This window comes from Stenotrophomonas sp. (assembly GCF_032099025.1).
In the GTDB taxonomy this organism is placed as follows: domain Bacteria; phylum Pseudomonadota; class Gammaproteobacteria; order Xanthomonadales; family Xanthomonadaceae; genus Stenotrophomonas.
The window spans coordinates 52,005-73,085 of record NZ_DAMCID010000015.1; the positions used below are offsets into that span (position 1 = coordinate 52,005).

Genomic DNA, 21,081 nt, shown 5'->3' on the forward strand with positions numbered 1-21,081 from the left:
TGCCTGCATGAACGACGCTGCAAACTATGCGATCTCGGTCGAGGTCGCCCCGCGTTTCCTTGATGACCAGTCCATTCCCGAGGACGGTCGCTTTGCGTTCGCCTACACGATCCGCATCCACAACCAGGGCCGCGTCGCGGCGCGTCTGGTGGCCCGCCACTGGCGGATCACCGACGGCAATGGGCGGGTGGAGCACGTGGACGGCGACGGGGTGATCGGTGAGCAGCCCCGGCTGCGCCCGGGTGAAGACTTCCGTTACACCTCCGGTGTCATGCTGGAAACTGAACACGGCACGATGCAGGGGCATTACGACATGGTCGCCGACGATGGCACCGAGTTCGCCGCGCCCATCGCGCCGTTCGTGCTGACCGTTCCGCGCACACTGCACTGATGGAGGCGCACGCATGAGTGTCTGGGCCATCGGCGATCTGCAGGGCTGTTACGACGTCACCCAGCGCCTGCTGGAGAAGATCCGCTTCGACCCGGCGGTGGACACACTGTGGTTCTGTGGCGACCTGGTCAACCGCGGTGGACAATCGCTGGAAACCCTGCGGCTGGTGCATTCGCTGCGCGACCAGAGCGTGGTGGTGCTTGGCAACCATGACCTGTCACTGCTGGCCGTCGGTGCACGCACCGAGGAAGAGCAGCGCAAGGTCAACCCGGACCTGCTGCGCATCGTGCAGGCCGAGGACCGCGACGAGCTGCTGGAGTGGCTGCGCCTGCAGAAGCTGGTGCACGTGGACCGCGAGCTGGGCTGGATGATGGTGCACGCCGGGCTGGCCCCGAAGTGGACCACGCAGCTGGCCGAGAAGCACGCGCGCGAGGTGGAGGCGCAGCTGCACGGCAGCGGCTACCGCAAGCTGTTCCGCAACATGTACGGCGACAAGCCGGGCTGGTCGCCCGGGCTGGCGGGCTACGACCGTTCGCGCGCGATCATCAACCTGCTCACGCGCATGCGCTACTGCACGCCGCGCGGGCGGATCGGGATCGAAGACAAGGGCACGCCGGGCACGCAGGAACAGGGCCTCTATCCCTGGTTCGAAGTGCCGGGCCGGGTCGAGCGCGATCTGAAGATCGTGTGCGGCCACTGGTCGGCGCTGGGTCTGACGATCACCCAGGGCGTGCACGCGATCGACACCGGCGCGGTCTGGGGCGGCAAGCTCACCGCGCTGCAGCTCGATACCGAGGAGCTGCGCGTGGTCCAGGTTCCCGGCCGCGACGTACCCAAGCCGGCCACACCGCCACGCCCACCGGCCCGCCGTCCGGCTGCCGAAGGCACCCCGCCCGGCAACGGCCGCCCCCCGCGCCAGCGCGACGGGCAACCGCGCAACCGCGGCCAGCGCCCGCAGCAGCAGCCTCGCCAGCCCCGCGAACCCGCGGGCAGCGAAGGCAACAACACGCCCACCACCGCGTAGAAGCCTTGGAGCTCTCGTCTGCGAATGTGTCGGGCCTGGGCCGGCGGCACTCGCAGACCACGGCGTTGGCGTTGGCCTTACGACTTCCGCACGTAATCCACGAAATCGAATGCAAACGCGTGCTTCGCGTCGGCCGGGCGGTGTTCGCGGGTTGTCTCGATCCACTGCTGTGGGTCGACCGGCGGGAAGTGCGTGTCGGCCTGTACCTGCGTCGCCACCCACGTCAGGTGCAGGTCCGTGGCCTGCGCCATGGCCAGGCGGTAGATCTCGCCACCGCCGATCACGCACAGCTCGTCTGCGCCCGCGGCCGCCGCGAACTGCAGCGCCTCGTCGATGGACGCCACCGCCTGCATGCCCTCGAACGGCACCTGGCCCGAACGGGTCAGCACCAGGTTCGGGCGACCGGGCAGTGCGCGACCCAGCGATTGGGCCGTCTTGCGGCCCATCAGGATCGGCTTGCCGATCGTGAGCGCCTTGAAGCGCTTGAGGTCGTCGGGCAACTGCCAGGGCAGCTGGTTGTCATGGCCGATGCCATGGTCGCGGTCGAGCGCGGCGATCAACGAGAGTTTCATTCCTGGGCGGCTTCCATCCGCAGCGCGTCGCAACGCTCCTGCGCGCCGCGTACCGCCGCAAGCGCTTTCTGCACGCCCGGGTCGGCGTCCATGGACGCGTCGGCCACATCGGTCAGCTTGGCCAGGTGCGCGTCCTGCGCCGCCTGGAGGCCGGGGGCGGACATCACGTCGGCACTCAGCCCATCCAGATCGCCGGCCTCCCGGCGATCGAGGAACCCCTGCAGCTGTTCCGCCGTGTAGGCCTGAGCCAACTGCTGCTCGAACGCGCGCTGGTAGGTCGGGTCATTGAACGCCGCCTGCATGAAGCGCACCAGTTGAGCGGACATGCCCGCCACCGCCGACCGCATGGCCGGCTCACAGCCGGCCGGCAGGTCACGCGGCATCAGCCCCGCACCGGAGGCACCGGCCATGGCGGCCACGCCTTCGTTCACCTCCCGCTGTACGATCTGGGCGTTGACCTGTGCGGCCAGCGCCGCCGAGGGCGTCGCCGCCTGCACCGTCAGCGGAAGCAACGCCGCCAGCGCCAAGCCGAGCGCCAGGCCTGCGAACGGCCTCATACCGCCACCGGCGCCTTGATCGCCGGGTGCGGGTCGTAGCCATCGATCCGGATGTCGTCGAACTGGAAACCGAACAGGTCGGTGACCGCCGGATTCAACCACAGCGTGGGCAGCGCGCGCGGTTCGCGCGAGAGCTGCTCGCGGGCCTGCTCGTAGTGGTTGGAATACAGGTGCGCGTCGCCCAGCGTGTGCACGAAATCGCCCACGCCCAGCCCGGTGGCCTGCGCCACCATGTGGGTGAGCAGCGCGTAACTGGCGATGTTGAACGGCACGCCCAGGAAGATGTCGCCGCTGCGCTGATACAGCTGGCAGCTGAGCTTGCCGTCCACCACGTAGAACTGGAACAGGTTGTGGCAGGGCATCAACGCCATCTGCGACAGCTCGCCCACATTCCACGCGCTGACCACCAGCCGCCGCGAATCCGGGTTGCGCTTGATCTCGTCCACCAGCCACTGCATCTGGTCGATGCTGCCGCCGTCGGCCGTGGCCCAGCTGCGCCACTGCTTACCGTAGATCGGGCCGAGGTCGCCGTTGGCGTCGGCCCACTCGTCCCAGATGCGTACCTGGTGCTCCTTCAGGTAGGCAGTGTTGGTATCGCCCTTCAGGAACCACAGCAGCTCATGGATGATCGAGCGCAGGTGCAGCTTCTTGGTGGTGACCAGCGGGAAGCCATCGGCCAGGTTGAAGCGCATCTGCCAGCCGAACACGCTGCGCGTACCCGTGCCGGTGCGATCGGCCTTTTCGGTGCCGTGTTCCAGCACATGCGCAAGCAGGTCCAGGTAAGCCTTCATGCCTTGCTCCCGGCAGGCGTGGTGGGCGGCAGCACCGGCTGCAGCACCGGCGCGCGGCGCGACAGCGCCAGCAGCACCAGGCCGAAGGCCACCAGCGGCAGGCTCAGCAGCTGGCCCCGGGTGAACCAGTCGAACGCCAGGTACACGCCGTTGTCGGGCATGCGCACGAATTCCACCGCGAAGCGGAACACGCCGTACATCAGCGCGAACAGGCCGGAGATGACGTAACGGTGGCGTGGCTTGGCCGATACCGCCCACAGCACCACGAACATCACCAGGCCTTCCAGCAGCGCTTCATACAGCTGCGAGGGGTGGCGGGCAAATTGATTGAGTGCGCCGCTGGCGAACTGCTCGCGCAGCGCCGGCATGTCCAGCTGGTTCAACGGCGCCGGCAGGCCGCTGGGAAACACCACGCCCCAGGTGCCGTCGGTGTACTTGCCCCACAGCTCGGCGCCGATGAAGTTGCCGATGCGCCCGAAACCCAGCCCCAACGGCACCAGCGGCGCCATGAAGTCGATGGTGTCGCCCAGATGCAGGCGCTGCTTGCGCGACCACCACCACGAGGCGAACAGCACGCCGAGCAGGCCGCCGTGGAAGCTCATGCCGCCGTCCCACACCTTGAACAGCAGCAGCGGGTTGTGCAGGAAGTCCGACAGCGCATAGAACAGCATGTAGCCCACGCGGCCGCCGACCACCACGCCCAGCATCGCGTAGAACAGCAGGTCGGAGAACCCGTTGGCATCCACACCCGGCAGGCGCCCGGCCGCGATCCGCCGGCGCCCCAGCCACCAGGCCGCCGTGAAGCCGAGCAGGTACATGACGCCGTACCAGTGCACCTTGATCGGCCCAAGCGAGATGGCGATGGGGTCGATATCGTGGAAATAGATCATGGGCGATGCCTTGCAGGTAAGCGGCTATTCTCAGGCCAGCGCCGCCCTACCTCAACCAAGCAGTTGGGGCGCGTTCGGCAGGGCGTCATCCTTGGACCCGGTACCGGGCGGATAGTGCCCGGCCAGCAGGTCCGATACCTCGGCGATGGCCAGCAACACCGCGTCCTGCAGGGCACCTTCGCGCAGCTGCTGCTGCATGTGCCCGCAGACCGCCTTCCACTCCTGCTCGCCCACCTTGCCGCGCAGGCCGCGGTCGGCCACCAGCTCGATGGCGTGGTCGGCCAGCAGCAGATAGACCAGCACGCCGTTGTTCTGCTCGGTATCCCAGGTGTGCAGCTGGGCGAAGGCCTGTTCGGCGCGCTGGCGGGCACTGACGCCCCGCCACAGGGCCAGCAGCGGCAGGTCGGCTTCCACTGCGAACATCACCTGTCCGCCATGACGGCGCTCGCCGTCAGCAATTGCATCGGTGATCGCCTGCAGACTGGCCGGCGGGAAGGTGCGCCGCAGCGACGGTGCGAACAGATGGCGCCAGCCGCGCATCACCAGCCTCCCGAGGCGCCACCGCCTCCGGAACGTCCACCGCCGCCACCCCAGCCGCCTCCGCCTCCGCCGCCGAAGCCACCGCCGCCGCCCCATCCGCCGCCGCCAAAGCCGCCCCCGCCCCACCCGCTGTTGCGGGCGAAACGGCCCACGCGGCCGGACGAGAAACCGACGAACAGGCCGATCAGCCCGGCCAGGCCACTGGCCAGCCACAACGAGGTGAACAGGAACGCGGCCACGGCGGCCCCGCCGCCGCCCAGCAGCGCGCGCACCGGGCGCGGCAGCCAGCCCAGCAGCGCACGGGCGAAGGTGCCCACGAAGAAACCGATCACCAGGGCCAGGCTGAAGCCGTCGCCACCGGTTCCGCGCGCGGCGCGGTTGTCGCTGACCGGCGGCGGCAGTTCCTCGCCATCGATCAACTTGACCAGCGCGGCGCTGCCGTCGACCAGTCCACCCGCGTAGTCGCCGCTGCGGAAGTGCGGGGCCAGGTATTCCTGGATCACGCGGTTGGCGATCGCGTCGGGGATCGCGCCCTCCAGGCCGTAGCCCGGCTCGATGCGGACCCGCCGGTCGTCCTTGGCGACCACCAGCAGCACGCCGTCATCGACGCCCTGCCGGCCGATCTTCCACTGCTCGAATACCCGCTGGGTGTACTGCTCGATGGTTTCCGGCTGGGTGCTGGGCACCATCAGGATCTGCAGCTGGCTGCCCTTGCGTTGCTGCAGCGCCACCGCCTGCGCCTCCAGCGCCTGGGTCTGCGCGGCATCGAGGGTGCCGGTGGTGTCCACCACCGGCGAAGACATCGGCGGAATCGCCGCGTCGGCCTGCGCCCAGGCCGACGCGGCCAGGCCCAGGCTCAACAGCAGCAGCACGCGCAGCAGCAGGCGGATGTTCACCCGGTTACTGCGCCGGCGCCTGCTGCGGCTGCGGCGCGGGCGCCGGGGCCGGCGTGCCGAACTTCACCGCCGGCGGCTGCGAGATCTGCGCTTCGTTCTCCACCGCGAAGTTCGGCTTTTCCTTGTAGCCGAAGAGCTTGGCAGTGATCAGCTGCGGGAACGAGAGGATGTAGGTGTTGTAGTCCTGCACCTGCTGGATGTAGCGGCCGCGGGCCACGGTGATGCGGTTCTCGGTCCCTTCCAGCTGCGCCTGCAGGTCGCGGAAGCCCTGGTCGGACTTCAGGTTCGGGTAGTTCTCGGTGACGACCAGCAGCCGCGACAGCGCACCACTGAGCTCGCCCTGCGCCTGCTGGAACTGCTTGAGCGATTCGGCATCGTCGGCGTTGACGTTGACCTGGCCGACGCGGGCACGGGCGTTGGTGACGTCGGTGAGCACCTGGCGCTCCTGGTTGGCATAGCCTTCCACGGTCTGCACCAGGTTGGGAATCAGGTCGGCACGGCGCTTGTACTGGTTGAGCACTTCAGACCAGCCGGCCTTGACCTGCTGATCCTTCTGCTGGATCGAGTTGTACCCGCAGCCAGACAACAGGCTGGCCAGCAGGGCCAGCAACATCAGTCGGGAGGACATACGCATGGCCGGATCCGGATCGGGGTGGTCGGGAGCCGGAGAATGCCATGAATAGGGGTTAATACCCCGTAACGGCGCGGGGCCGACCCGAAGGCCGGCCCCGGTGGGTACCGATCCGTGGGTCGGTACGCGTTACTCAACTTACCAATTGCCGGCACCCGGCACGTGGTGGGCCACGGCGCGGCGGCGCATCAGCAGGTTCAGCCATTCCACCAGCACCGAGAAGCCCATGGCGGCGTAGATGTAGGGCTTGGGCACATGCACCTCCAGACCATCGAGGATCAGCACGGCGCCGATCAGCAGGATGAAGGCCAGGGCCAGCATCTTCACGGTCGGGTTGGCGTCGATGAAGCGGCCCAGCGGGTTGGCCGCCAGCAGCATGACCGCGACCGAGAGCAGGATCGCCGCGACCATCACCGGGACGTGGTCGGCGATGCCGACGGCGGTGATCACCGAGTCCAGCGAGAACACGATGTCGATGATGGCGATCTGCAGGATCACCATGCCGAACACGGCCGAGGCCTTGGTGGTGGTGGGATCCTCGTCTTCGCCGCCGGTGATCAGCTCGCGGATTTCCATGCCGCCCTTGATGATCAGGAACAGGCCGCCGAGGATCAGCACCAGGTCGCGGATGGAGATGCCCATGCCGGCCACGGTGAACAGGTTGGCTTCCATGTGCGCCAGGTAGGCCAGCGACACCAGCAGCAGGATACGGGTGATGCAGGCCACCGCGATGCCGAGCTTGCGCGCGAACGGGCGGCGCGCCTCGGGCAGCTTGCTCACGGCGATGGAGATGAAGACCAGGTTGTCGATGCCCAGCACGATCTCGAGCGCGCTCAGGGTCAGCAGGGTCAACCAGACGTTGGGATCGGACAGCAGCTCAAGGAACATGGATACATCCTTACAAGAGGGAATGGCGCGCGGTGCGCGTCAGAAAATCTGCGGGGCCAGCACCAGGCCCCAGCACAGCAGTACGTTCATCATCAGCACGAACACCGCCGCCGAACCCATGTCCTTGGCACGGCCAGCCATTTCATGGAATTCGGCACCGTAGCGTTCGATCACCGCCTCAATGGCGGAGTTGGCCAGTTCCATGGCCAGCACCAGCAGCATCGAGCCGATCATCAGCGCACGCTCGACCGGGCTCTGGCCCAGCCACAGTGCGAGCGGGGCAAGCACGATCAACAGGTAAACCTCGAGCCGGAACGACGACTCGTGCAGCCAGGCGGCGCGCAGGCCCTGCCAGGACCACACGGCCGCCTTGAAGATGCGCCGGGGGCCACGCGGCAGGTGTCCGGTTTCGTCAGCCACGGGCGCACGCTCCGCAGGGGCGGGTGGACCGGGACGAGGGGGGAAGGACGTGGCTGACAGTCATGGGCGTCGCTGAATGGGCAGTCAATCCTCCATTTTGCCACAAGGCGGGAAAATGGCCCGCGCGTTCGGCCCGTCCCCCCTGCCCATGGGGCCTCCCGGGACTGGGATGCGGGCCGCTGGCGCTCGCCCGGATCGCTGCCGTGGCCGGTCGGGGCGGCCAACGGCCGGCGCCGCCGGGCCTAGAATGAGGAGACGTATCGAAGGAGTCCTGCATGTCCCAGCGTTTCACACGCCCCCTGCTGCTCGCCCTGGCGCTGACCGCCAGCCTGCCTGCCCTGGCCCTGAAGACGGCACCGGTGCCGCCCCCGCCGCAGGTGCCGGCGCAGGTCTCCAACGTGGCCTGGGCCGGTGACATGGCCGCCTTCGCCAAGGCCGACGCGGCCAACCCGCCGCCGCGCGGGGGGATCGAGTTCATCGGCAGTTCGTCGATCCGGATGTGGGACAGCCTGGCGACCGATTTCCCGGGCCAGAAGGTGTTCAACCGCGGCTTCGGCGGTTCGGAGGTGCGCGACAGCACGTGGTACGCCGACCAGATCGTGATCCCGTATGCGCCATGCAAGGTGTTCTTCTACGCGGGCGACAACGACCTCAACAGCGGCCGCAGTCCGGCGCAGGTACGCGACGACGTGGTGGCCTTCGTGCAGCGCGTGCACCGTGACCTGCCGACGACAACGGTGGAGGTCATCTCCATCAAGCCCAGTCCGTCGCGCGCGAACCTGCTGCCGGCGGTAAAAGAAGCCAATGGGCTGATCCAGACGGCGCTGGCCAAGCTGCCCAACACGGGCTACACCGACATCTACACGCCGATGCTCGGCGAGGACGGCCAGCCGCGTGCGTCGCTGTTCCGCGACGACATGCTGCACATGCAGCCGGAAGGCTATGCGATCTGGCGGGAGGCGTTGGCGCCGAAGGTTCGTTGCGGTGAAGCGGTAAAGCCGTAGAGCAAGAGCTGCGGTCTGGGGGCTGGGGCTGGGCCGGTGGGGGCGGGTTGGCGGGACACGCCGTGAATCCATCCCTGGAGGCTTGTAGAAAACATCCATGTTTTCTACAGTCCCGCCAACCCACCCCCGCCGACCCTTCGACAGTTGGTCGGCGCTTTTTTGGGAGGAAGGGAAAGTCAAAAGCGTGCCGAGCAACGGTCGGCACCTACCGGTGGACCGCGCGATTTGGGGGAACTCATGCCCGCGCAATGTTGCTGCCACCCGCAACAAAGATGCGTGCGCTATCCCGTAGAGCCGGGCCATGCCCGGCTGCTCCTGCCCCCCCCCTCAGCCGACGTCAAACCGTCTGGGGCGTGGCGGGTGCGGCTTCGCGGGACTGTAGAAAACATGGATGTTTTCTACAAGCCTACACGGACGTATTTACGGCGTGTCCCGCGAAGCCGTACCCGCCGCGCCCCGCGCGCAGACAACCGAACAATCCTGCTTCAAAAGCTCCAAGACAAAATCACCGATAAACAATCGTCGCCTGCGTCCCCACCCCGGGTTCGCTCGCCAGCTGGATCTTCCAGCCGAAGCGATCGCACAACCGGCGCACGATCGACAGGCCCAGACCCGTGCCCTGCGGGCGGCTCGGTTCGGCACGGTAGAACGGCTCGAATGCGCGCGACAGCGCCTCGGCCGACATGCCGATGCCCGTGTCGCGCACCACCACCCGGTCGTCCAGCACGTCCACGTCGATGCGGCCTTCGTCGGTGTAGCTGCATGCGTTGCGCAGCAGATTGCTGACCACCACCTGCAGCACCCGCGGCGGCGCATGCAGCTGGACCGGCGCCGCGCTGTGCAGATGGATCTCCACCGGCCGCCCGGCCAGCAGCTCGCGCGCGTTGTCCACTTCGTAGCGCACGATCTCGGCCACATCGAACAGTTCGATCTGCGGCTCTACGTCCGCTTCGCGCGCGAGGATCAGGAACGCGTCGATCACCGCCTCCATGTCACGGCCCGCCCGCTGGATGCGGTGCAGGCCGCGGCGCAGGCGCGGCGTCATGTCCTGGTCGCCCAGCGCCATGTCGCTGGCCACACGGATCACCGTCAACGGCGTGCGCAGCTCGTGGCTCGCATCCCGCGTGAAGTTGCGTTCGCGTGCCACGTGCGCGGTGACCCGCGTGGCCAGAGAATGCAGTGCCGCCGCCAGCTGGCGGGTTTCACCCTGCATGTCCGCCGGCAGCTTGTCCGGTGCCAGGTCCGCCGCTTCCGGATGACCCGGATTCCAGCGCGATACCCGCCGCGCCAGCCAGTTCACCGGCGACACCAGCCGTTTCGAGGCGCGGTAGGTGATCCACGAGGCGCCGTAGACCGCCAGCAACGTCAGCAGCACCGGCACGATGCCGAACCAGAAGGCCAGCATCTCCGCGCGCGAACGCAGGAACACCAGGTACAGGCGGCCTTGCGGGCGCGCGTCGACCAGCACCAGCTGGTCGTCGGCCTTCAACTCATGGAACCCGGGCGCCAGCGTGCGCAGGTTCGCCGGCAGACTCAGCGCCGACTGCCCCGTTTCCAGCAGGTAGCCGCGGATGTTGCGCGTGTTCGGGGGCGGCTGCACCGGCGACGCCTCCTGCAGCTGCCAGAAGTACGCCGCCTCTTCCTGCAGCGCGCTGCTGACCAGGCTGTGCTTGATCACCAGCGATACCAGCCATGCGCCCAGCAGGATGCCCAGGCTGGCCAGGACGGCCTGCAGGATGAAGACAATGCGGATCTTGCGCGGCAGACCGTGCGGCATTACGGAGTCCAGGGCGGTTGGCCGCGATTATAGGAAACCGCGTCGTGATTCCATCGTGCAAAAAACGACAATGTCCCGGCAAGTGCCGGGACAATGTCTTTACCAGCGCCGTCATGCGGCCCGCCTACCGTACCGCATCAGCTCATGGGCTGGGCGATATCGGCAATGCGGTAGCCCGCGCTCTGCACGGTGTGCAGCAATGGGCGGTCGAACGGCTTGTCGATGATCTTGCGCAGGTTGTACAGGTGGCTGCGAAGCGTGTCCGAGTCCGGCAGGCCGTTGCCCCAGATCTCCCGTTCGATTTCCTGGCGGGTCACCACGCGCGGCGATTCGCGCATCAGGATGGTGAGCAGGCGCAGCCCGATCGGCGAGAGCTGCAGCTCGGTGCCGGCACGCGTGGCGCGCATGCTGACCGGGTCCAGCACCAGATCGGCGACCTTGAGCACTTCCGACCCCACCTGGCGACGCTCGCGACGGATCAGCGCGCGCAGGCGAGCCTCCAGCTCCTGGATCGCGAACGGCTTGGTCAGGTAATCGTCGGCGCCGAAGCCCAGCCCGGTGAGCTTGTCATCGAGCGTGTCGCGCGCGGTCAGCATCAGCACCGGCGTGGACTTTCGGGCGTCGTTGCGCAGACGGCGGCAGACTTCAATACCGTCCAGGCGCGGAAGCATCAGATCCAGCACGACGACGTCGTAACTGTTCTCGGCCGCCAGCCGATAGCCGTCCAGCCCGTCCTGGGCATAGTCGACCTCGAACCCACGGCTTTCCAGGTATTCACCGATCATCTCGGAAATATTGCGGTTGTCCTCGACCACCAGCACCAGGCCGGAGGTTTCCTTTGTCTGACGCATGGGAGTCCCTCTTTCTTCAGCTTTGTGAAACATGCCGTATCGGCGGTAGACGCGGTGTGAAGCCGTTCACAGCATGATGGGAAGCCGCATCAAAGCAGGGGCTTGAGCAGGGGCCAGACGTTGTCCAGCACCCGCGGCTGCCCCGCCGCCGTGGGGTGCAGGCCGTCGGACTGCATCAACCCCGGCTGCAGCGCCACCCCGTCCAGCAGGAACGGCAGCAGCGGCACCTTGTACTGGCTGGCCAGCCCGGCATAGACCTGGCGCAGACGGTCGCGATAGGCCGGACCGTAGTTGGGCGGTACGTCGATGCCCAGCAGCAGCACCTTGGCGCCCGCCTTCTGGCTGGCCACGATCATCTTCTCCAGGTTCGCGCGCAGCTGCACCGGGGTCAGCCCGCGCAACGCGTCGTTGCCGCCCAGCTCGATCACCACCACCGACGGCCGGTGCTTTTCCAGCAGCGCCGGCAGGCGGGTCAACGCACCGGCGGTGGTCTCGCCGCTGATGCTGGCATTGATGATCGCCGGCGGCGGCGTCACCTGTTGTTTGACCCGCTGCTGAAGCAGGTTTACCCAGCCTGACGCGGCCGGGATATTGTGGGCTGCACTCAGGCTGTCGCCGACCACCAGCACCGCGTGCCGGGTCTCCGGACCTTTGGCACAGGCCAGCGCGGGCAACAGCAGCAACCATGCCAGCAGCAAGAACGTCCGGGCCGCGCGGCCCTCCCACAGTGTTCGGTTCATTGGAGAATCCTCATCGACAGCCTGTCCCCCCGCAGCGCGCCCGTCGCCATCGCCGCCCACAACGTGGGCAAGTCCGCACGTGGCCCGGAGGGTGAAGTCCACATACTGGACAACATTGACATGACGGTACATGAAGGCGAAAGCGTGGCGATCGTCGGCGCGTCCGGCTCGGGCAAGACCACCCTGCTCGGCCTGCTCGCCGGGCTGGACCTGCCCAGCCGTGGCGACATCGCGCTGGCCGGTGCCACGCTGGGCACGCTGGATGAAGAAGCACGCGCGCAGCTGCGCGCGCGCGAAGTCGGCTTCGTGTTCCAGAGCTTCCACCTGCTGCCGGCGCTGACCGCCGAGGAGAACATCGCGCTGCCGCTGGAGCTGGCCGGACGCGAGGATGCCGCGCGCGTGCGCGAGGTGCTGGAACAGGTGGGCCTGACCCACCGCGCCCGCCACTACCCGCGCCAACTGTCTGGTGGCGAGCAGCAGCGTGTGGCGCTGGCGCGCGCGTTCGTGGCCCGGCCGCGCATCCTGTTCGCCGACGAGCCCACCGGCAGCCTGGACCAGGCCACCGGCCAGCAGATCAGCGACCTGCTGTTCGCGCTCAATGCCGGCAGCGATACCACGCTGGTGCTGGTCACCCATGACCTGCGCCTGGCGCAGCGCTGCGAGCGCATCTACCGCCTCGACGGCGGCCGCCTGGTCGATGCCGCGGGCATCCACGCATGAACGTGCTGCGCCATGCCGGGCGCGCGTTGCGCCGCGAATTCCTCGCCGGCGACCTGTTGACCGTGTTCGCCGCGCTGGTGCTGGGCGTGGCGGTGATGACGGCCGTGGGCACGCTGGTCAACCGGGTCACGCTGGCGCTCACCGGCAGCGCCGCGGAGATGCTGGGCGGTGACCTGGGCCTGGGCGGGCGCGAGGATGTGCCGGAGGCCTTCGCCGATGAGGCGCGTGCACGCGGATTGTCCAGCACGCGCATGGTCAGCTTCCCCAGCGTGCTGTTCCATGGCGATGAGAGCCAGATGGCCAACATCAAGGCCGTAAGCAGCGGCTACCCGCTGCGCGGTGAGCTCCGCGTGGGCCGCACCTTGGCCGGTGGCGCCAGTGAAGTGGCTGGCACGCCGGCCGTGGGCGAAGCGTATGCCGATCCGCGCCTGATGCAGGCGCTGGGGCTGAAGGTGGGCGATGCACTGGAGTTCGGCGCCGGCACGCTCACGGTGACCCGTGTGCTGCAGGCCGAGCCGGACACCTCCGGCGAGCTGATGCAGTTGTCACCGCCGCTGCTGGTCAACCGTGCCGACGTGGACCGCGCGGGCCTGCTCGGCCCCGGCAGCCGCGCGTCCTACCGGATGATGTTTGCCGGCGAAGCGGCGGCCATCGCCGACTTCCGCGCCTGGCTGCAGCCCAAGGCCAAGGGCCTGCGCGTTGTCGGCATCGCCGACGCCCAGCGCGGCGTACGCGGCGCATTCGACCTGGCGGGCCGCTTCCTGTCGCTGGCGGCGCTGCTGGCCGTCCTGCTGGCCGGCGTGGCCACCGCCCTGGCCGCCAACCGTTTCGCCCTGCGCCGCATCGACCAGGTGGCGGTGCTGCGCTGCCTGGGCGCACGCCAGCGCGACATCCTCAGCGCCATGGCGCTGCAGCTGGTGCTGCTCGCGGTACCCGCCTGCCTGGTCGGCATCGGCCTGGGCATGGCCGCGCAGGCTGGGCTGGTGCAGGCCCTGGGCGGGCTGATTCCGGACCGGTTGCCGCTGCCGCAGGCCACCCCGGCCCTGACTGGCGCCGGCATCGGCCTGGTCCTGCTGCTCGGCTTCGGGCTGCCGCCGCTGCTGCGCCTGCGCAAGGTGCCGCCGATGCGCGTGCTCAACCGCAGCTTCGCCACCCTGCCACCCAGTTCCCTGCTGGTGTACGCCGCGGCGCTGGCGGCCACCGTGGCACTGACCGTGCAGGCCACCGGCGACGTGCGGCTGGCGGCGTGGGTGCTGGGCGGCCTGGCCGCGCTGGCGCTGCTGTCCGGTGCGGCCGGCGCCGCCCTGCTGTGGTTGCTGCGCGGGGTGCAGCCGCGCCTGCGCGGGCGCTGGAAGCTGGGGCTCGCCGCGCTGACCCGTCGCCGCGGGCTGGCCGTCATGCAGCTGGTGGGGCTGTCGCTGTCGCTGTGCGCGCTGCTGTTGCTGTCGGTGATCGGCCCGGGCCTGCTGGCGCAATGGCGCGACCGCCTGCCCAGCGATACGCCCAATTACTTCCTGATGAACATCCAGCCCGAGCAGCGCGAGGCGGTGCTCACCGCGCTGGGCCGCCTGGGCGTGGCCGCGCCGGGGATCGAACCGTTCAGCACCGGGCGGCTGCTGGCGGTCAACGACACGCCGCCGCAGCGGCAGGCACGCGAGGACAACAGCAACGACGACGACGACGCCAACCGGCCGGTCAACTTCTCGTGGCGGCACGACTTCCCCCCGGCCAACACGCTGCTGGAAGGGCGTTACTGGGCGCCGGGCAGCACCGCCGCCGAGGCGTCCATCGAACAGGGCTGGGCCGAGCGTTACGGCATGAAGCTGGGCGACACGGTCACCCTGCAGATGGGCGAGCAGCAGCGCAGCTTCACCGTGACCAGCATCCGCAAGGCCGATTGGGACTCGTTCCGGGTCAACTTCTTCCTGCTGCTCAACGAGGGTGCGGTAGGCGATGCGCCGTACAACCTGATCACCGCCTTCCACCTGCCGCGCGCCCAGGCACCGGCGCTGGCCGGGCTGACGCGCGAGTACCCGAACATCTCGCTGCTGGACATCGACGGCATCCTGCAGCGGGTCCGCGAGGTGGTGGATCGGGTGACCCAGGCGGTGCAGCTCGTGATGGGCTTCAGCCTGCTGGCCGGGGTGCTGGTGCTGCTGGCCGCATTGCAGGCCACGGCGGGCGAACGCCGTTATGACAGCGCGGTGCTGCGCACGCTAGGCGCCACCCGCACCCAGCTGCGTGGGGCAGTGCTGGTGGAGTTCGGCGCGCTGGGGCTGTTGTCCGCGCTGCTGGCAGTGGGCGCGGCCGCCCTGCTGGGCAGCGTGGTGGCCAGGCAGGTGTTCGAGCTGCAGCTCAGCCCGCCGTGGGGGCCACTGCTGGTCGGCGGCGCCCTGGGCGTGGCGCTGAGCATGCTGGCCGGCTGGTGGGGGACGCGGCGGATCCTGCATACCCCGCCGGCGCTGGCCCTGCGGGAGGCGTAAACGCGGTTGATGACGCCGGTATGGGGCGGGCCTAGGTATGCTGCCCGCCCCTGCCCCTGAGATCGCCCGCGATGCCCGGCCCGTCGTTCACCGCCTATCTGTACCCCGTGCTGCTGCTGTTGGGCAGCAACATCTTCATGACCTTCGCCTGGTACGGGCACCTGAAGTACAAGAGTGCGCCGTTGATGGCGGTGATCCTGGTCAGCTGGGGCATTGCGTTCTTCGAATACTGCCTGCAGGTGCCGGGCAACCGGCTCGGCAGCGCGGTGTATTCGGCACCGCAGCTCAAGGGCATGCAGGAAGTGATCACCCTGGTGGTGTTCGCGGTGTTCTCCGCGTTCTACCTGGACCAGCCGCTGAAGTGGAACCACTACGCCGCTTTCGTGCTGATCGTGGTCGCCGCATTGCTGATGTTCAAAGAATGACGGCGCAGCCGTCATTCGGTAGCGCACGACTGTTAGTCGTGCGACCTTCCATCGCCGTCATTCGGTAGCAACCGACCGTTGGTCGGTTGACGTTGCGGCGCGCGGTTCACGGTCCACCAGCGCCACCAACGCGTCCCTACGCATCCGCTGCTTCAGCGGTGAGTTGCCAAATCGCATTGCGGCCAGATCGGCACGCAATGCATCCGCCTGCTCTCGGCTGATCGACTCGGGATCCGAAATCTCCCGCCACGTGACCAGCGAAAGCCGCAATGCGATCTCAGCCCGCAGCAGCCCACGCATCGTCACCTTCAGTGCCTTCCGGCAAGGGTCCGAACGGGCCGCAACGCGCGCCTGGGCCAGCGACGAGCGCTCCTCGGCCGGTACATGCGAACGAAGGACGTCCACCAGGCTGTCCACCGCATGCGCATGAGCCCGGGGCTGCTGGTCCTTGTAGTCATTGAAGCTGATCCTGCGCAGGTCATCCAATGAATGCCCGGCCGTCACCGGACTGCCCAGCGGATTGACAGCGCGGCTGCGATACATGCGATGCAGCGACTCGCGCTGCGTGGGTATGTCGCTGGGCATACGTCCCTGCAGAGTGCCCCAGAAGGCAGCATTGATCGAGCCGTCCGCGAAGCACAACAACTGCTCGCCATCGGCGGTTTGCTCGTTGAATATTCCGGAATCAAGACAGGATGTGTACCTGGTCTCCAGCGCGTCCAACAGGTGTTCCGGCAACGGCGAGTCACCGTTGCGGATGCTGTCGAGCTGAAAGGCGACCGAGCCATCACGTTCCATCGGTGCGGCACGAGCCCCCTGGAGTGCCGCTGCCGCACCGAGAAACCCGGTGAAGAGATTCGAAATACGCATCGAAAGCCAACTCTCACTATGCAGGAGCCGCAAGTAGTAATCACCTGCACACACCCTGCTTTCAAGAATCGATCACTTTCACCATGTCAACCCACGCCCGGTCGCGCCACCGCGGTCGGGCACGGCACCGTTCAACGCGTGGTGTCCAGCGGCGCCTTTTCCACCCATTGCGCGAACACGGCGTCGATCTGCGCGTCCTTGACCTGCTTGCCGTCCTGGAGGTCCTGGGCCTGGGTAAACAGCGGAATGATCATGGCCATGCCGTCGAGCTTTGTCTTCAGGTGTACGCCCGGTGCCTGGCCGAGGTAGCCGTCCCAGCGCGCGCGCACCTTGGCCCAGTAGTCGGCCGTTGCGGTCCAGTAGTCGTAGGCCGGTTTGAAGTCGACCTCGGTGGTGCGGTTGTAGTCGTTGAATCCGAACTCGCGCGCGATCTGCTGCTGTCTGCCGTCGGCGCCGCGCAGGATCTTGGTGTTGACCTGCTCGTGGGTCCAGCCATTCGGAGTCAGGGTGTGGCGGTTGACCACGGCCAGCGCGTTGTAGTCGCTGCGTCGCGTGTACTCGCGACGCGGCAAGGGACGCCAGCTGAGGTCGCTGGTCCAGGTCGCCACGCCGTTGCTGTAGTCCCACGTGCCGGTCCCGCAGTAGCGCGGCGCGTCGCTCACTTCGTACACGCACTGGGTCCAGGCGCCGGCATTCACCGCGGCATCGATCGGACGCACCTGCCAGGTCTGGTCGGCACTGAATTCAAAGCGCGTCGGTGCTTCGTAGACCCAGTCCTGTCGCCAGTGCTTGGTCACGTGGCCGCTCTTGCCGTCCACCAGCAGGTGCTGGAGCACGATACGCTTCGGGCTGTCCTCCACGACGATCACCACTTCGTTGCCGCCGCTGCGCACGGCGGGCGCGCGTTCGTAGCCGGGCTTGAGCAGCACGGTTTCGTCGAAGGCGAAGTCAACGACGTACTCGCCCTTCATGGCCAGGATGCTGGCGTGGTCGCGCTGCAGGTCGGCGGGCTGGGCATGGGCAACGCCGCTGCAGGCGAGCAGCAGCCAGGCACAGCCGGCGCGTAGTGACACGCCATGCGTGTCTTTCGTGGTGTCCGGAGAGTGCGTGGGACACGCGTGGCGTGTCGCTACAGACGTCGACTTCATCTACGAAGGTCCCTTCAGGAAGGTCGGATGGGGGAAAGGTGGACGAGCGGCACGACGTTCGCATCGTCTACCCACAGCTCACCGTCGGCGCCCTCGACCCGCGCGATGCGACGAGCGGCGGCGGCGCCCAGCCCCGACAGCGAGGCCACGCTCGCGGCCAGTCCCTGCCCCTCGCCGACATGCAGGCGCAGCGCGCACATCCGCCACGGCTCGCCGCCGAGCCGGGTCGCCAGCCGTCGCCACAGGCGTTCGGCCACGCTGCCCTCGTTCGCCGGCTCCGGGCGTGCCGGGAACGCCGAGACGAGGCGATCCCAGGCCAGGAAGTCGCTGTCGGGCAGCAGGTACAAGCGCCAGCAGCAACGGCCGCGTGCGTCGGCGAAGCACAGGCTCTCGCGGATGCCTTCGCTGTCCATGCCCTGGCAGGCGTGCGCGGAGGCGGCGTGTTTCCAGCCGCCGAGCTCGCTGCTTTCGGGGCGGTACAGGCACAGGACCGTGCCCAGGGCCGCCAGCTGTTCCGGGGAAGGCAGCTGGCCAGGGCGCAGGTACCGGTCGGTGGTTCGCAGTGCGGAAAGGGCTCGGCTCATGATGGCTACCAGCTCACGGCAAGGCTGGCCGAAACGTTCCGGCCGGGGTTGGTGTAGCGGTCGATCACCGTGCTGCTGGTGGCCAGCGCGGAGGTGATCGCGGAGTAATCGATGTACGTGCGGTCGCCGAGGTTGAACACGCCGACGTTGAACTTCGCACCCGGGGCGAATTCCCAGTGCGCCATCAGGTCCAGCACGCCGTAGCCGGCCGGACGGAACGCGGTGGCGCTGGCCATGCGGTCCTTGCGTTTGGCGAAGGTGCTGGCCAGTTCCACGCCCCAGCTGTCACGGTCGTAGGCAATGCCCAGCGTGCCGCGCAGCGGGTCGATCGATTCCAGCGGCACGTCTGCGGTCTTGTCCTGGCCGCGCGACCAGGCCACCGCTGCGTTCATCGACCAGCCGGACAGGGTGCTGCTGAGCTCGCCGAAGTCGACGCCACCCTTCAGCTCTGCCCCGTAGATCTCGGCATCGGCGATGTTCTGGGACTGGAACACGATCAGCCCCTGCGCATTGATGCCAACCTGGCGCTGGGACTCGATGAAGTCCTTGTAGTCGTTGTAGTAGCCGCTGAGGCTGACGTAGGCGGCCGGGGCCAGGAAGCGCACCCCCAGCTCCAGGCCATCGCTGGTTTCCGGCTTGAGGTCCGGATTGGGGATGGCGGTGTAGCCGAACATCACGTTGGTGAAACCGAGGTTGACGTCGTTGTACGGCGGCGAGCGGAAGCCATGCGAATAGCCGGCGAACAGCGACCAGTCATCGGCGAATCGCCAGACCATGCCCAGCTTCGGCGACACGCTGGTCTTGCTCAGGTCCGATACCGCCATGCCCGGGTTGTCGGCGGCGAAGATGGCGTCCACGTCCGGGCGCAGTTCGTAGTGATCCACGCGCACGCCGGGCACCAGCGAGAAACGGCCGTCGGCGAAACGCATTTCGTCCTGCGCATACAGGCCCAGCTCGGTGGTCCTGCTGATCGGGAAGTCGCGCACCGGGAATGCGTCGGGCAGGATGGTGGTGCTGGTCTGGCCATTGGCCAGCACCTGGTAGCCGTCGCGCTTCTGGCGCGTTTCGGTCCAGGTACCGTCGAACCCATAGGTCAGTGCATGGTCGACCGCCCCGCTCTGCAGGCCCTTGTGGAACACCGCCTGCAGGCCGTACACGCGCTGGTCGAAATTGAACTCGCGGTGCCGGGTGCTGCGGTTGGCACGCTGTTCGTCGGTGCGCTGGGTGGTCTCGCTGTCCTGGCGGTACAGCTGCCACGACAGGCTGTCGGCGAAGCCGGCGGCCAAGGCGTCCATCTCGTGGGCGAACGACACGCGCGCCCGCGTCTGGTGGTCGCGCGCCTGCATGCCGGTGGTGGTGGTGCGGTCGATGGCCGACAGCACGTCGGTGTCCACGCTGTCTTCATTGCCTTCCACGGTGAGCCGGAAGCGCTGGTCCTCGCTCGGCGCGTAGACCAGCTTGCCCAGCACGCTGCGGCCATCGCGGTCCTGCGGATTGGCGGCGGTGCGGGTGCGGTCGTTGCTGCGCACCTCGCCCATGCTCTCGGTTTCCTGGCCCTGGCGATGGTTGATGTTGACCATGCCGCTCCAGTGGTCGCCGCCGAAGGCGGTCGTGACGCTGCCGAGCAGGCCCTTCCATTCGCCGTCGTAGCCGAACTTCAGGCCGACGTAGCTGTCCTTGCCGTCCGCCAGGTAGTCGGCCGGGTCCTTGGTGACGAACGCGACGACGCCGCCCAATGCGTCCGAACCGTACAGCGCGCTGGCCGGGCCGCGCACGATCTCGACCCGCTTGAGCGTTTCAAGATCGGTGAAGTTGCGGTTGGCGTCGGAGAAACTGCCGATGCTGAAGGCCTTGGGCATGGCGATGCCGTCGGTCTGGATCAGCACCCGGTTGCCGTCGAGCCCGCGGATGCGGAAGCCCCCCAGGCCGAAGCGGGCCGGGCTGCTGGTCACCGAGATGCCGGGCTCGTAGCGCACCAGGTCCTTGATGCTGCGCACGAGGTGGTCGTCCAGCTGCTCACGGTCGATCACATCGACCGTGGCGGCCACATCGCTGAGCGCGCGTTCGGTGCGGGTCGCGGTGACCTGCACGCGGTCGAACTCGCGCGCATCGGCAGCATCGGCAGCGGCAGGTACGGCAGCGCTGGCGGCCATGGGCAGCGCCAGCCACAAGGCGGCGCCGTAATACCGGACGCTGGCCGGCAACGATGTGGGACAGATCATGGAGGGGATGGTTTCGGCTGGGCGCGGAAGGAGACCCCCGACCGACGCCCGAACCCGGAGGTCGCAGGCGAAGCGTCGAGGGGGAGAGAGCGGTGCAGGGGTTCGCGCGGCCCCCGCCCGTGGCAGGGACCGCTTGGAGCCGGCCAGCGGCCGGCACTACTTGGTCAGAATGAGCTTGTCGTTGCTGGTATGACGCAGGCGGTAGAAGCGGTCGCCATGCTGGATCAGGATTTCGCGGCGGCCCTTGAGCAGGGCTTCGCTGTCGATCACTTCTTCGACGGGGACCGCGCGGACCGGACGGTCGCGGAGGGTCAGCGTTTCGGGGCGCAGCAGTACAGCAGCTTGAGTATTCATCGTCTGGACTCGTGCGAGGGACGATTTAGATGATAATGATTCTCAGTTGACAATCAACAACCATTCTCATTTTGATTGATGGGATTGATGATTGAAATCTGGATTTCGATTGATGTGGTCAATCGAATTGCAGGAAGATGCCGTAGAGCCACGCCCTGCGTGGCTGGCGGTCGGACACCTCTCAGCCACGCAGGGCGTGGCTCTACCGGGGGTGATCAGTGCCTTCAGCCACGCAGGGCGTGGCTCTACCGGGGTTGATCGATGCCTTCAGCCACGCAGGGCGTGGCTCTACCGGGGTTGATC

23 protein-coding genes are annotated in these 21,081 nt (G+C 67.8%); 6 read left to right on the forward strand and 17 right to left on the reverse strand.

Annotated elements, in window-relative coordinates:
• Positions 1–7 precede the first annotated feature (7 nt).
• Positions 8–391 (forward strand): Co2+/Mg2+ efflux protein ApaG, encoded by a 384-nt coding sequence (gene apaG / locus RT456_RS12180; protein WP_313346944.1) that lies wholly within the window; start codon positions 8–10, stop codon positions 389–391.
• 13 nt (positions 392–404) lie between these two features.
• Positions 405–1,415, forward strand: coding sequence for a symmetrical bis(5'-nucleosyl)-tetraphosphatase (locus tag RT456_RS12185; protein ID WP_313346946.1), 1,011 nt, complete (start codon positions 405–407; stop codon positions 1,413–1,415).
• Positions 1,416–1,492: 77 nt separating this feature from the next.
• Here the strand turns inward: RT456_RS12185 and RT456_RS12190 are convergent, their stop codons facing one another.
• The 9 genes from RT456_RS12190 to RT456_RS12230 form a co-directional block, all read right to left on the reverse strand.
• The gene (locus RT456_RS12190; RefSeq protein WP_313346948.1) at positions 1,493–1,987 is read right to left on the reverse strand and encodes a dihydrofolate reductase; all 495 of its coding nucleotides are present in this window, start codon (positions 1,985–1,987) and stop codon (positions 1,493–1,495) included.
• Positions 1,984–2,544: a hypothetical protein gene (locus RT456_RS12195; RefSeq protein ID WP_313346951.1), complete on the reverse strand. Its 561-nt coding sequence runs from the start codon at positions 2,542–2,544 to the stop codon at positions 1,984–1,986. The genes RT456_RS12190 and RT456_RS12195 overlap by 4 nt, the downstream gene beginning before the upstream one ends.
• Positions 2,541–3,335, reverse strand: coding sequence for a thymidylate synthase (locus RT456_RS12200; RefSeq protein WP_313346954.1), 795 nt, complete (start codon positions 3,333–3,335; stop codon positions 2,541–2,543). The genes RT456_RS12195 and RT456_RS12200 overlap by 4 nt, the downstream gene beginning before the upstream one ends.
• A complete protein-coding gene (gene lgt / locus RT456_RS12205; RefSeq protein WP_313346957.1) occupies positions 3,332–4,225 on the reverse strand; it encodes a prolipoprotein diacylglyceryl transferase in 894 nt (297 codons plus the stop codon). Before lgt ends, RT456_RS12200 begins: the two co-directional genes overlap by 4 nt.
• Before the next feature lie 51 nt (positions 4,226–4,276).
• Complete coding sequence (locus RT456_RS12210; protein WP_313346960.1) at positions 4,277–4,765, reverse strand: TPM domain-containing protein; 489 nt, start codon at positions 4,763–4,765, stop codon at positions 4,277–4,279.
• Entirely contained in the window at positions 4,765–5,655 is an 891-nt protein-coding gene (locus RT456_RS12215; RefSeq protein WP_313347073.1) for a TPM domain-containing protein, read from the reverse strand. Before RT456_RS12215 ends, RT456_RS12210 begins: the two co-directional genes overlap by 1 nt.
• A gap of 10 nt (positions 5,656–5,665) precedes the next feature.
• Positions 5,666–6,295, reverse strand: a complete 630-nt coding sequence (locus tag RT456_RS12220) for a LemA family protein (protein WP_313346963.1) — start codon at positions 6,293–6,295, stop codon at positions 5,666–5,668.
• A gap of 135 nt (positions 6,296–6,430) precedes the next feature.
• A complete protein-coding gene (locus RT456_RS12225; RefSeq protein ID WP_313346966.1) occupies positions 6,431–7,180 on the reverse strand; it encodes a TerC family protein in 750 nt (249 codons plus the stop codon).
• 39 nt (positions 7,181–7,219) lie between these two features.
• On the reverse strand, positions 7,220–7,600 hold the full coding sequence (locus RT456_RS12230) for a diacylglycerol kinase (protein WP_313346969.1): 381 nt from the start codon (positions 7,598–7,600) through the stop codon (positions 7,220–7,222).
• 275 nt (positions 7,601–7,875) lie between these two features.
• Here RT456_RS12230 and RT456_RS12235 point away from each other — a divergent pair, with 275 nt between their 5' ends.
• Entirely contained in the window at positions 7,876–8,604 is a 729-nt protein-coding gene (locus RT456_RS12235) for an SGNH/GDSL hydrolase family protein (RefSeq protein WP_313346971.1), read from the forward strand.
• A gap of 505 nt (positions 8,605–9,109) precedes the next feature.
• Here RT456_RS12235 and RT456_RS12240 read toward each other — a convergent pair.
• The 3 genes from RT456_RS12240 to RT456_RS12250 form a co-directional block, all read right to left on the reverse strand.
• A complete protein-coding gene (locus RT456_RS12240; protein WP_313346973.1) occupies positions 9,110–10,381 on the reverse strand; it encodes a HAMP domain-containing sensor histidine kinase in 1,272 nt (423 codons plus the stop codon).
• A 137-nt stretch (positions 10,382–10,518) separates the two neighbouring features.
• Entirely contained in the window at positions 10,519–11,232 is a 714-nt protein-coding gene (locus RT456_RS12245; RefSeq protein WP_313346975.1) for a response regulator transcription factor, read from the reverse strand.
• Positions 11,233–11,321: 89 nt separating this feature from the next.
• On the reverse strand, positions 11,322–11,972 hold the full coding sequence (locus RT456_RS12250; RefSeq protein WP_313346977.1) for an arylesterase: 651 nt from the start codon (positions 11,970–11,972) through the stop codon (positions 11,322–11,324).
• A 120-nt stretch (positions 11,973–12,092) separates the two neighbouring features.
• Between RT456_RS12250 and RT456_RS12255 the strand changes: the two genes are divergently transcribed.
• The 3 genes from RT456_RS12255 (at position 12,093) to RT456_RS12265 (ending at position 15,600) form a co-directional block, all read left to right on the forward strand.
• Entirely contained in the window at positions 12,093–12,692 is a 600-nt protein-coding gene (locus RT456_RS12255) for an ATP-binding cassette domain-containing protein (protein ID WP_313346979.1), read from the forward strand.
• Entirely contained in the window at positions 12,689–15,175 is a 2,487-nt protein-coding gene (locus RT456_RS12260; protein ID WP_313346981.1) for an FtsX-like permease family protein, read from the forward strand. The genes RT456_RS12255 and RT456_RS12260 overlap by 4 nt, the downstream gene beginning before the upstream one ends.
• Positions 15,176–15,246: 71 nt before the next feature.
• A complete protein-coding gene (locus tag RT456_RS12265; protein WP_313346984.1) occupies positions 15,247–15,600 on the forward strand; it encodes a DMT family protein in 354 nt (117 codons plus the stop codon).
• 57 nt (positions 15,601–15,657) lie between these two features.
• Here RT456_RS12265 and RT456_RS12270 read toward each other — a convergent pair whose 3' ends face one another.
• From RT456_RS12270 to RT456_RS12290, 5 genes are all read right to left on the reverse strand, one after another.
• Complete coding sequence (locus tag RT456_RS12270; RefSeq protein ID WP_313346986.1) at positions 15,658–16,470, reverse strand: hypothetical protein; 813 nt, start codon at positions 16,468–16,470, stop codon at positions 15,658–15,660.
• Between the two features lie 131 nt (positions 16,471–16,601).
• Positions 16,602–17,516, reverse strand: a complete 915-nt coding sequence (locus RT456_RS12275; protein ID WP_313347076.1) for a DUF6607 family protein — start codon at positions 17,514–17,516, stop codon at positions 16,602–16,604.
• Positions 17,517–17,632: 116 nt separating this feature from the next.
• The gene (locus tag RT456_RS12280; RefSeq protein ID WP_313346989.1) at positions 17,633–18,202 is read right to left on the reverse strand and encodes a Hemin transport protein; all 570 of its coding nucleotides are present in this window, start codon (positions 18,200–18,202) and stop codon (positions 17,633–17,635) included.
• Between the two features lie 5 nt (positions 18,203–18,207).
• Positions 18,208–20,355 carry a TonB-dependent hemoglobin/transferrin/lactoferrin family receptor gene (locus RT456_RS12285; protein WP_313347079.1) on the reverse strand — a complete coding sequence of 716 codons (2,148 nt, stop codon included), beginning with the start codon at positions 20,353–20,355 and terminating at the stop codon, positions 18,208–18,210.
• 225 nt (positions 20,356–20,580) lie between these two features.
• Entirely contained in the window at positions 20,581–20,778 is a 198-nt protein-coding gene (locus tag RT456_RS12290; RefSeq protein WP_313346992.1) for a hemin uptake protein HemP, read from the reverse strand.
• Between the last annotated feature and the right edge of the window lie 303 nt (positions 20,779–21,081).

Coding starts and splice junctions, on each gene's coding strand:
- apaG (WP_313346944.1), top strand. CDS start 8: ATGAACGACGCTGCAAACTATGCGATCTCGGTCGAGGTCGCCCCGCGT.
- RT456_RS12185 (WP_313346946.1), top strand. CDS start 405: ATGAGTGTCTGGGCCATCGGCGATCTGCAGGGCTGTTACGACGTCACC.
- RT456_RS12190 (WP_313346948.1), bottom strand. CDS start 1,987: ATGAAACTCTCGTTGATCGCCGCGCTCGACCGCGACCATGGCATCGGC.
- RT456_RS12195 (WP_313346951.1), bottom strand. CDS start 2,544: ATGAGGCCGTTCGCAGGCCTGGCGCTCGGCTTGGCGCTGGCGGCGTTG.
- RT456_RS12200 (WP_313346954.1), bottom strand. CDS start 3,335: ATGAAGGCTTACCTGGACCTGCTTGCGCATGTGCTGGAACACGGCACC.
- lgt (WP_313346957.1), bottom strand. CDS start 4,225: ATGATCTATTTCCACGATATCGACCCCATCGCCATCTCGCTTGGGCCG.
- RT456_RS12210 (WP_313346960.1), bottom strand. CDS start 4,765: ATGCGCGGCTGGCGCCATCTGTTCGCACCGTCGCTGCGGCGCACCTTC.
- RT456_RS12220 (WP_313346963.1), bottom strand. CDS start 6,295: ATGCGTATGTCCTCCCGACTGATGTTGCTGGCCCTGCTGGCCAGCCTG.
- RT456_RS12225 (WP_313346966.1), bottom strand. CDS start 7,180: ATGTTCCTTGAGCTGCTGTCCGATCCCAACGTCTGGTTGACCCTGCTG.
- RT456_RS12235 (WP_313346971.1), top strand. CDS start 7,876: ATGTCCCAGCGTTTCACACGCCCCCTGCTGCTCGCCCTGGCGCTGACC.
- RT456_RS12240 (WP_313346973.1), bottom strand. CDS start 10,381: ATGCCGCACGGTCTGCCGCGCAAGATCCGCATTGTCTTCATCCTGCAG.
- RT456_RS12245 (WP_313346975.1), bottom strand. CDS start 11,232: ATGCGTCAGACAAAGGAAACCTCCGGCCTGGTGCTGGTGGTCGAGGAC.
- RT456_RS12250 (WP_313346977.1), bottom strand. CDS start 11,972: ATGAACCGAACACTGTGGGAGGGCCGCGCGGCCCGGACGTTCTTGCTG.
- RT456_RS12255 (WP_313346979.1), top strand. CDS start 12,093: ATGACGGTACATGAAGGCGAAAGCGTGGCGATCGTCGGCGCGTCCGGC.
- RT456_RS12260 (WP_313346981.1), top strand. CDS start 12,689: ATGAACGTGCTGCGCCATGCCGGGCGCGCGTTGCGCCGCGAATTCCTC.
- RT456_RS12265 (WP_313346984.1), top strand. CDS start 15,247: ATGCCCGGCCCGTCGTTCACCGCCTATCTGTACCCCGTGCTGCTGCTG.
- RT456_RS12270 (WP_313346986.1), bottom strand. CDS start 16,470: ATGCGTATTTCGAATCTCTTCACCGGGTTTCTCGGTGCGGCAGCGGCA.
- RT456_RS12280 (WP_313346989.1), bottom strand. CDS start 18,202: ATGAGCCGAGCCCTTTCCGCACTGCGAACCACCGACCGGTACCTGCGC.
- RT456_RS12285 (WP_313347079.1), bottom strand. CDS start 20,355: ATGGCCGCCAGCGCTGCCGTACCTGCCGCTGCCGATGCTGCCGATGCG.
- RT456_RS12290 (WP_313346992.1), bottom strand. CDS start 20,778: ATGAATACTCAAGCTGCTGTACTGCTGCGCCCCGAAACGCTGACCCTC.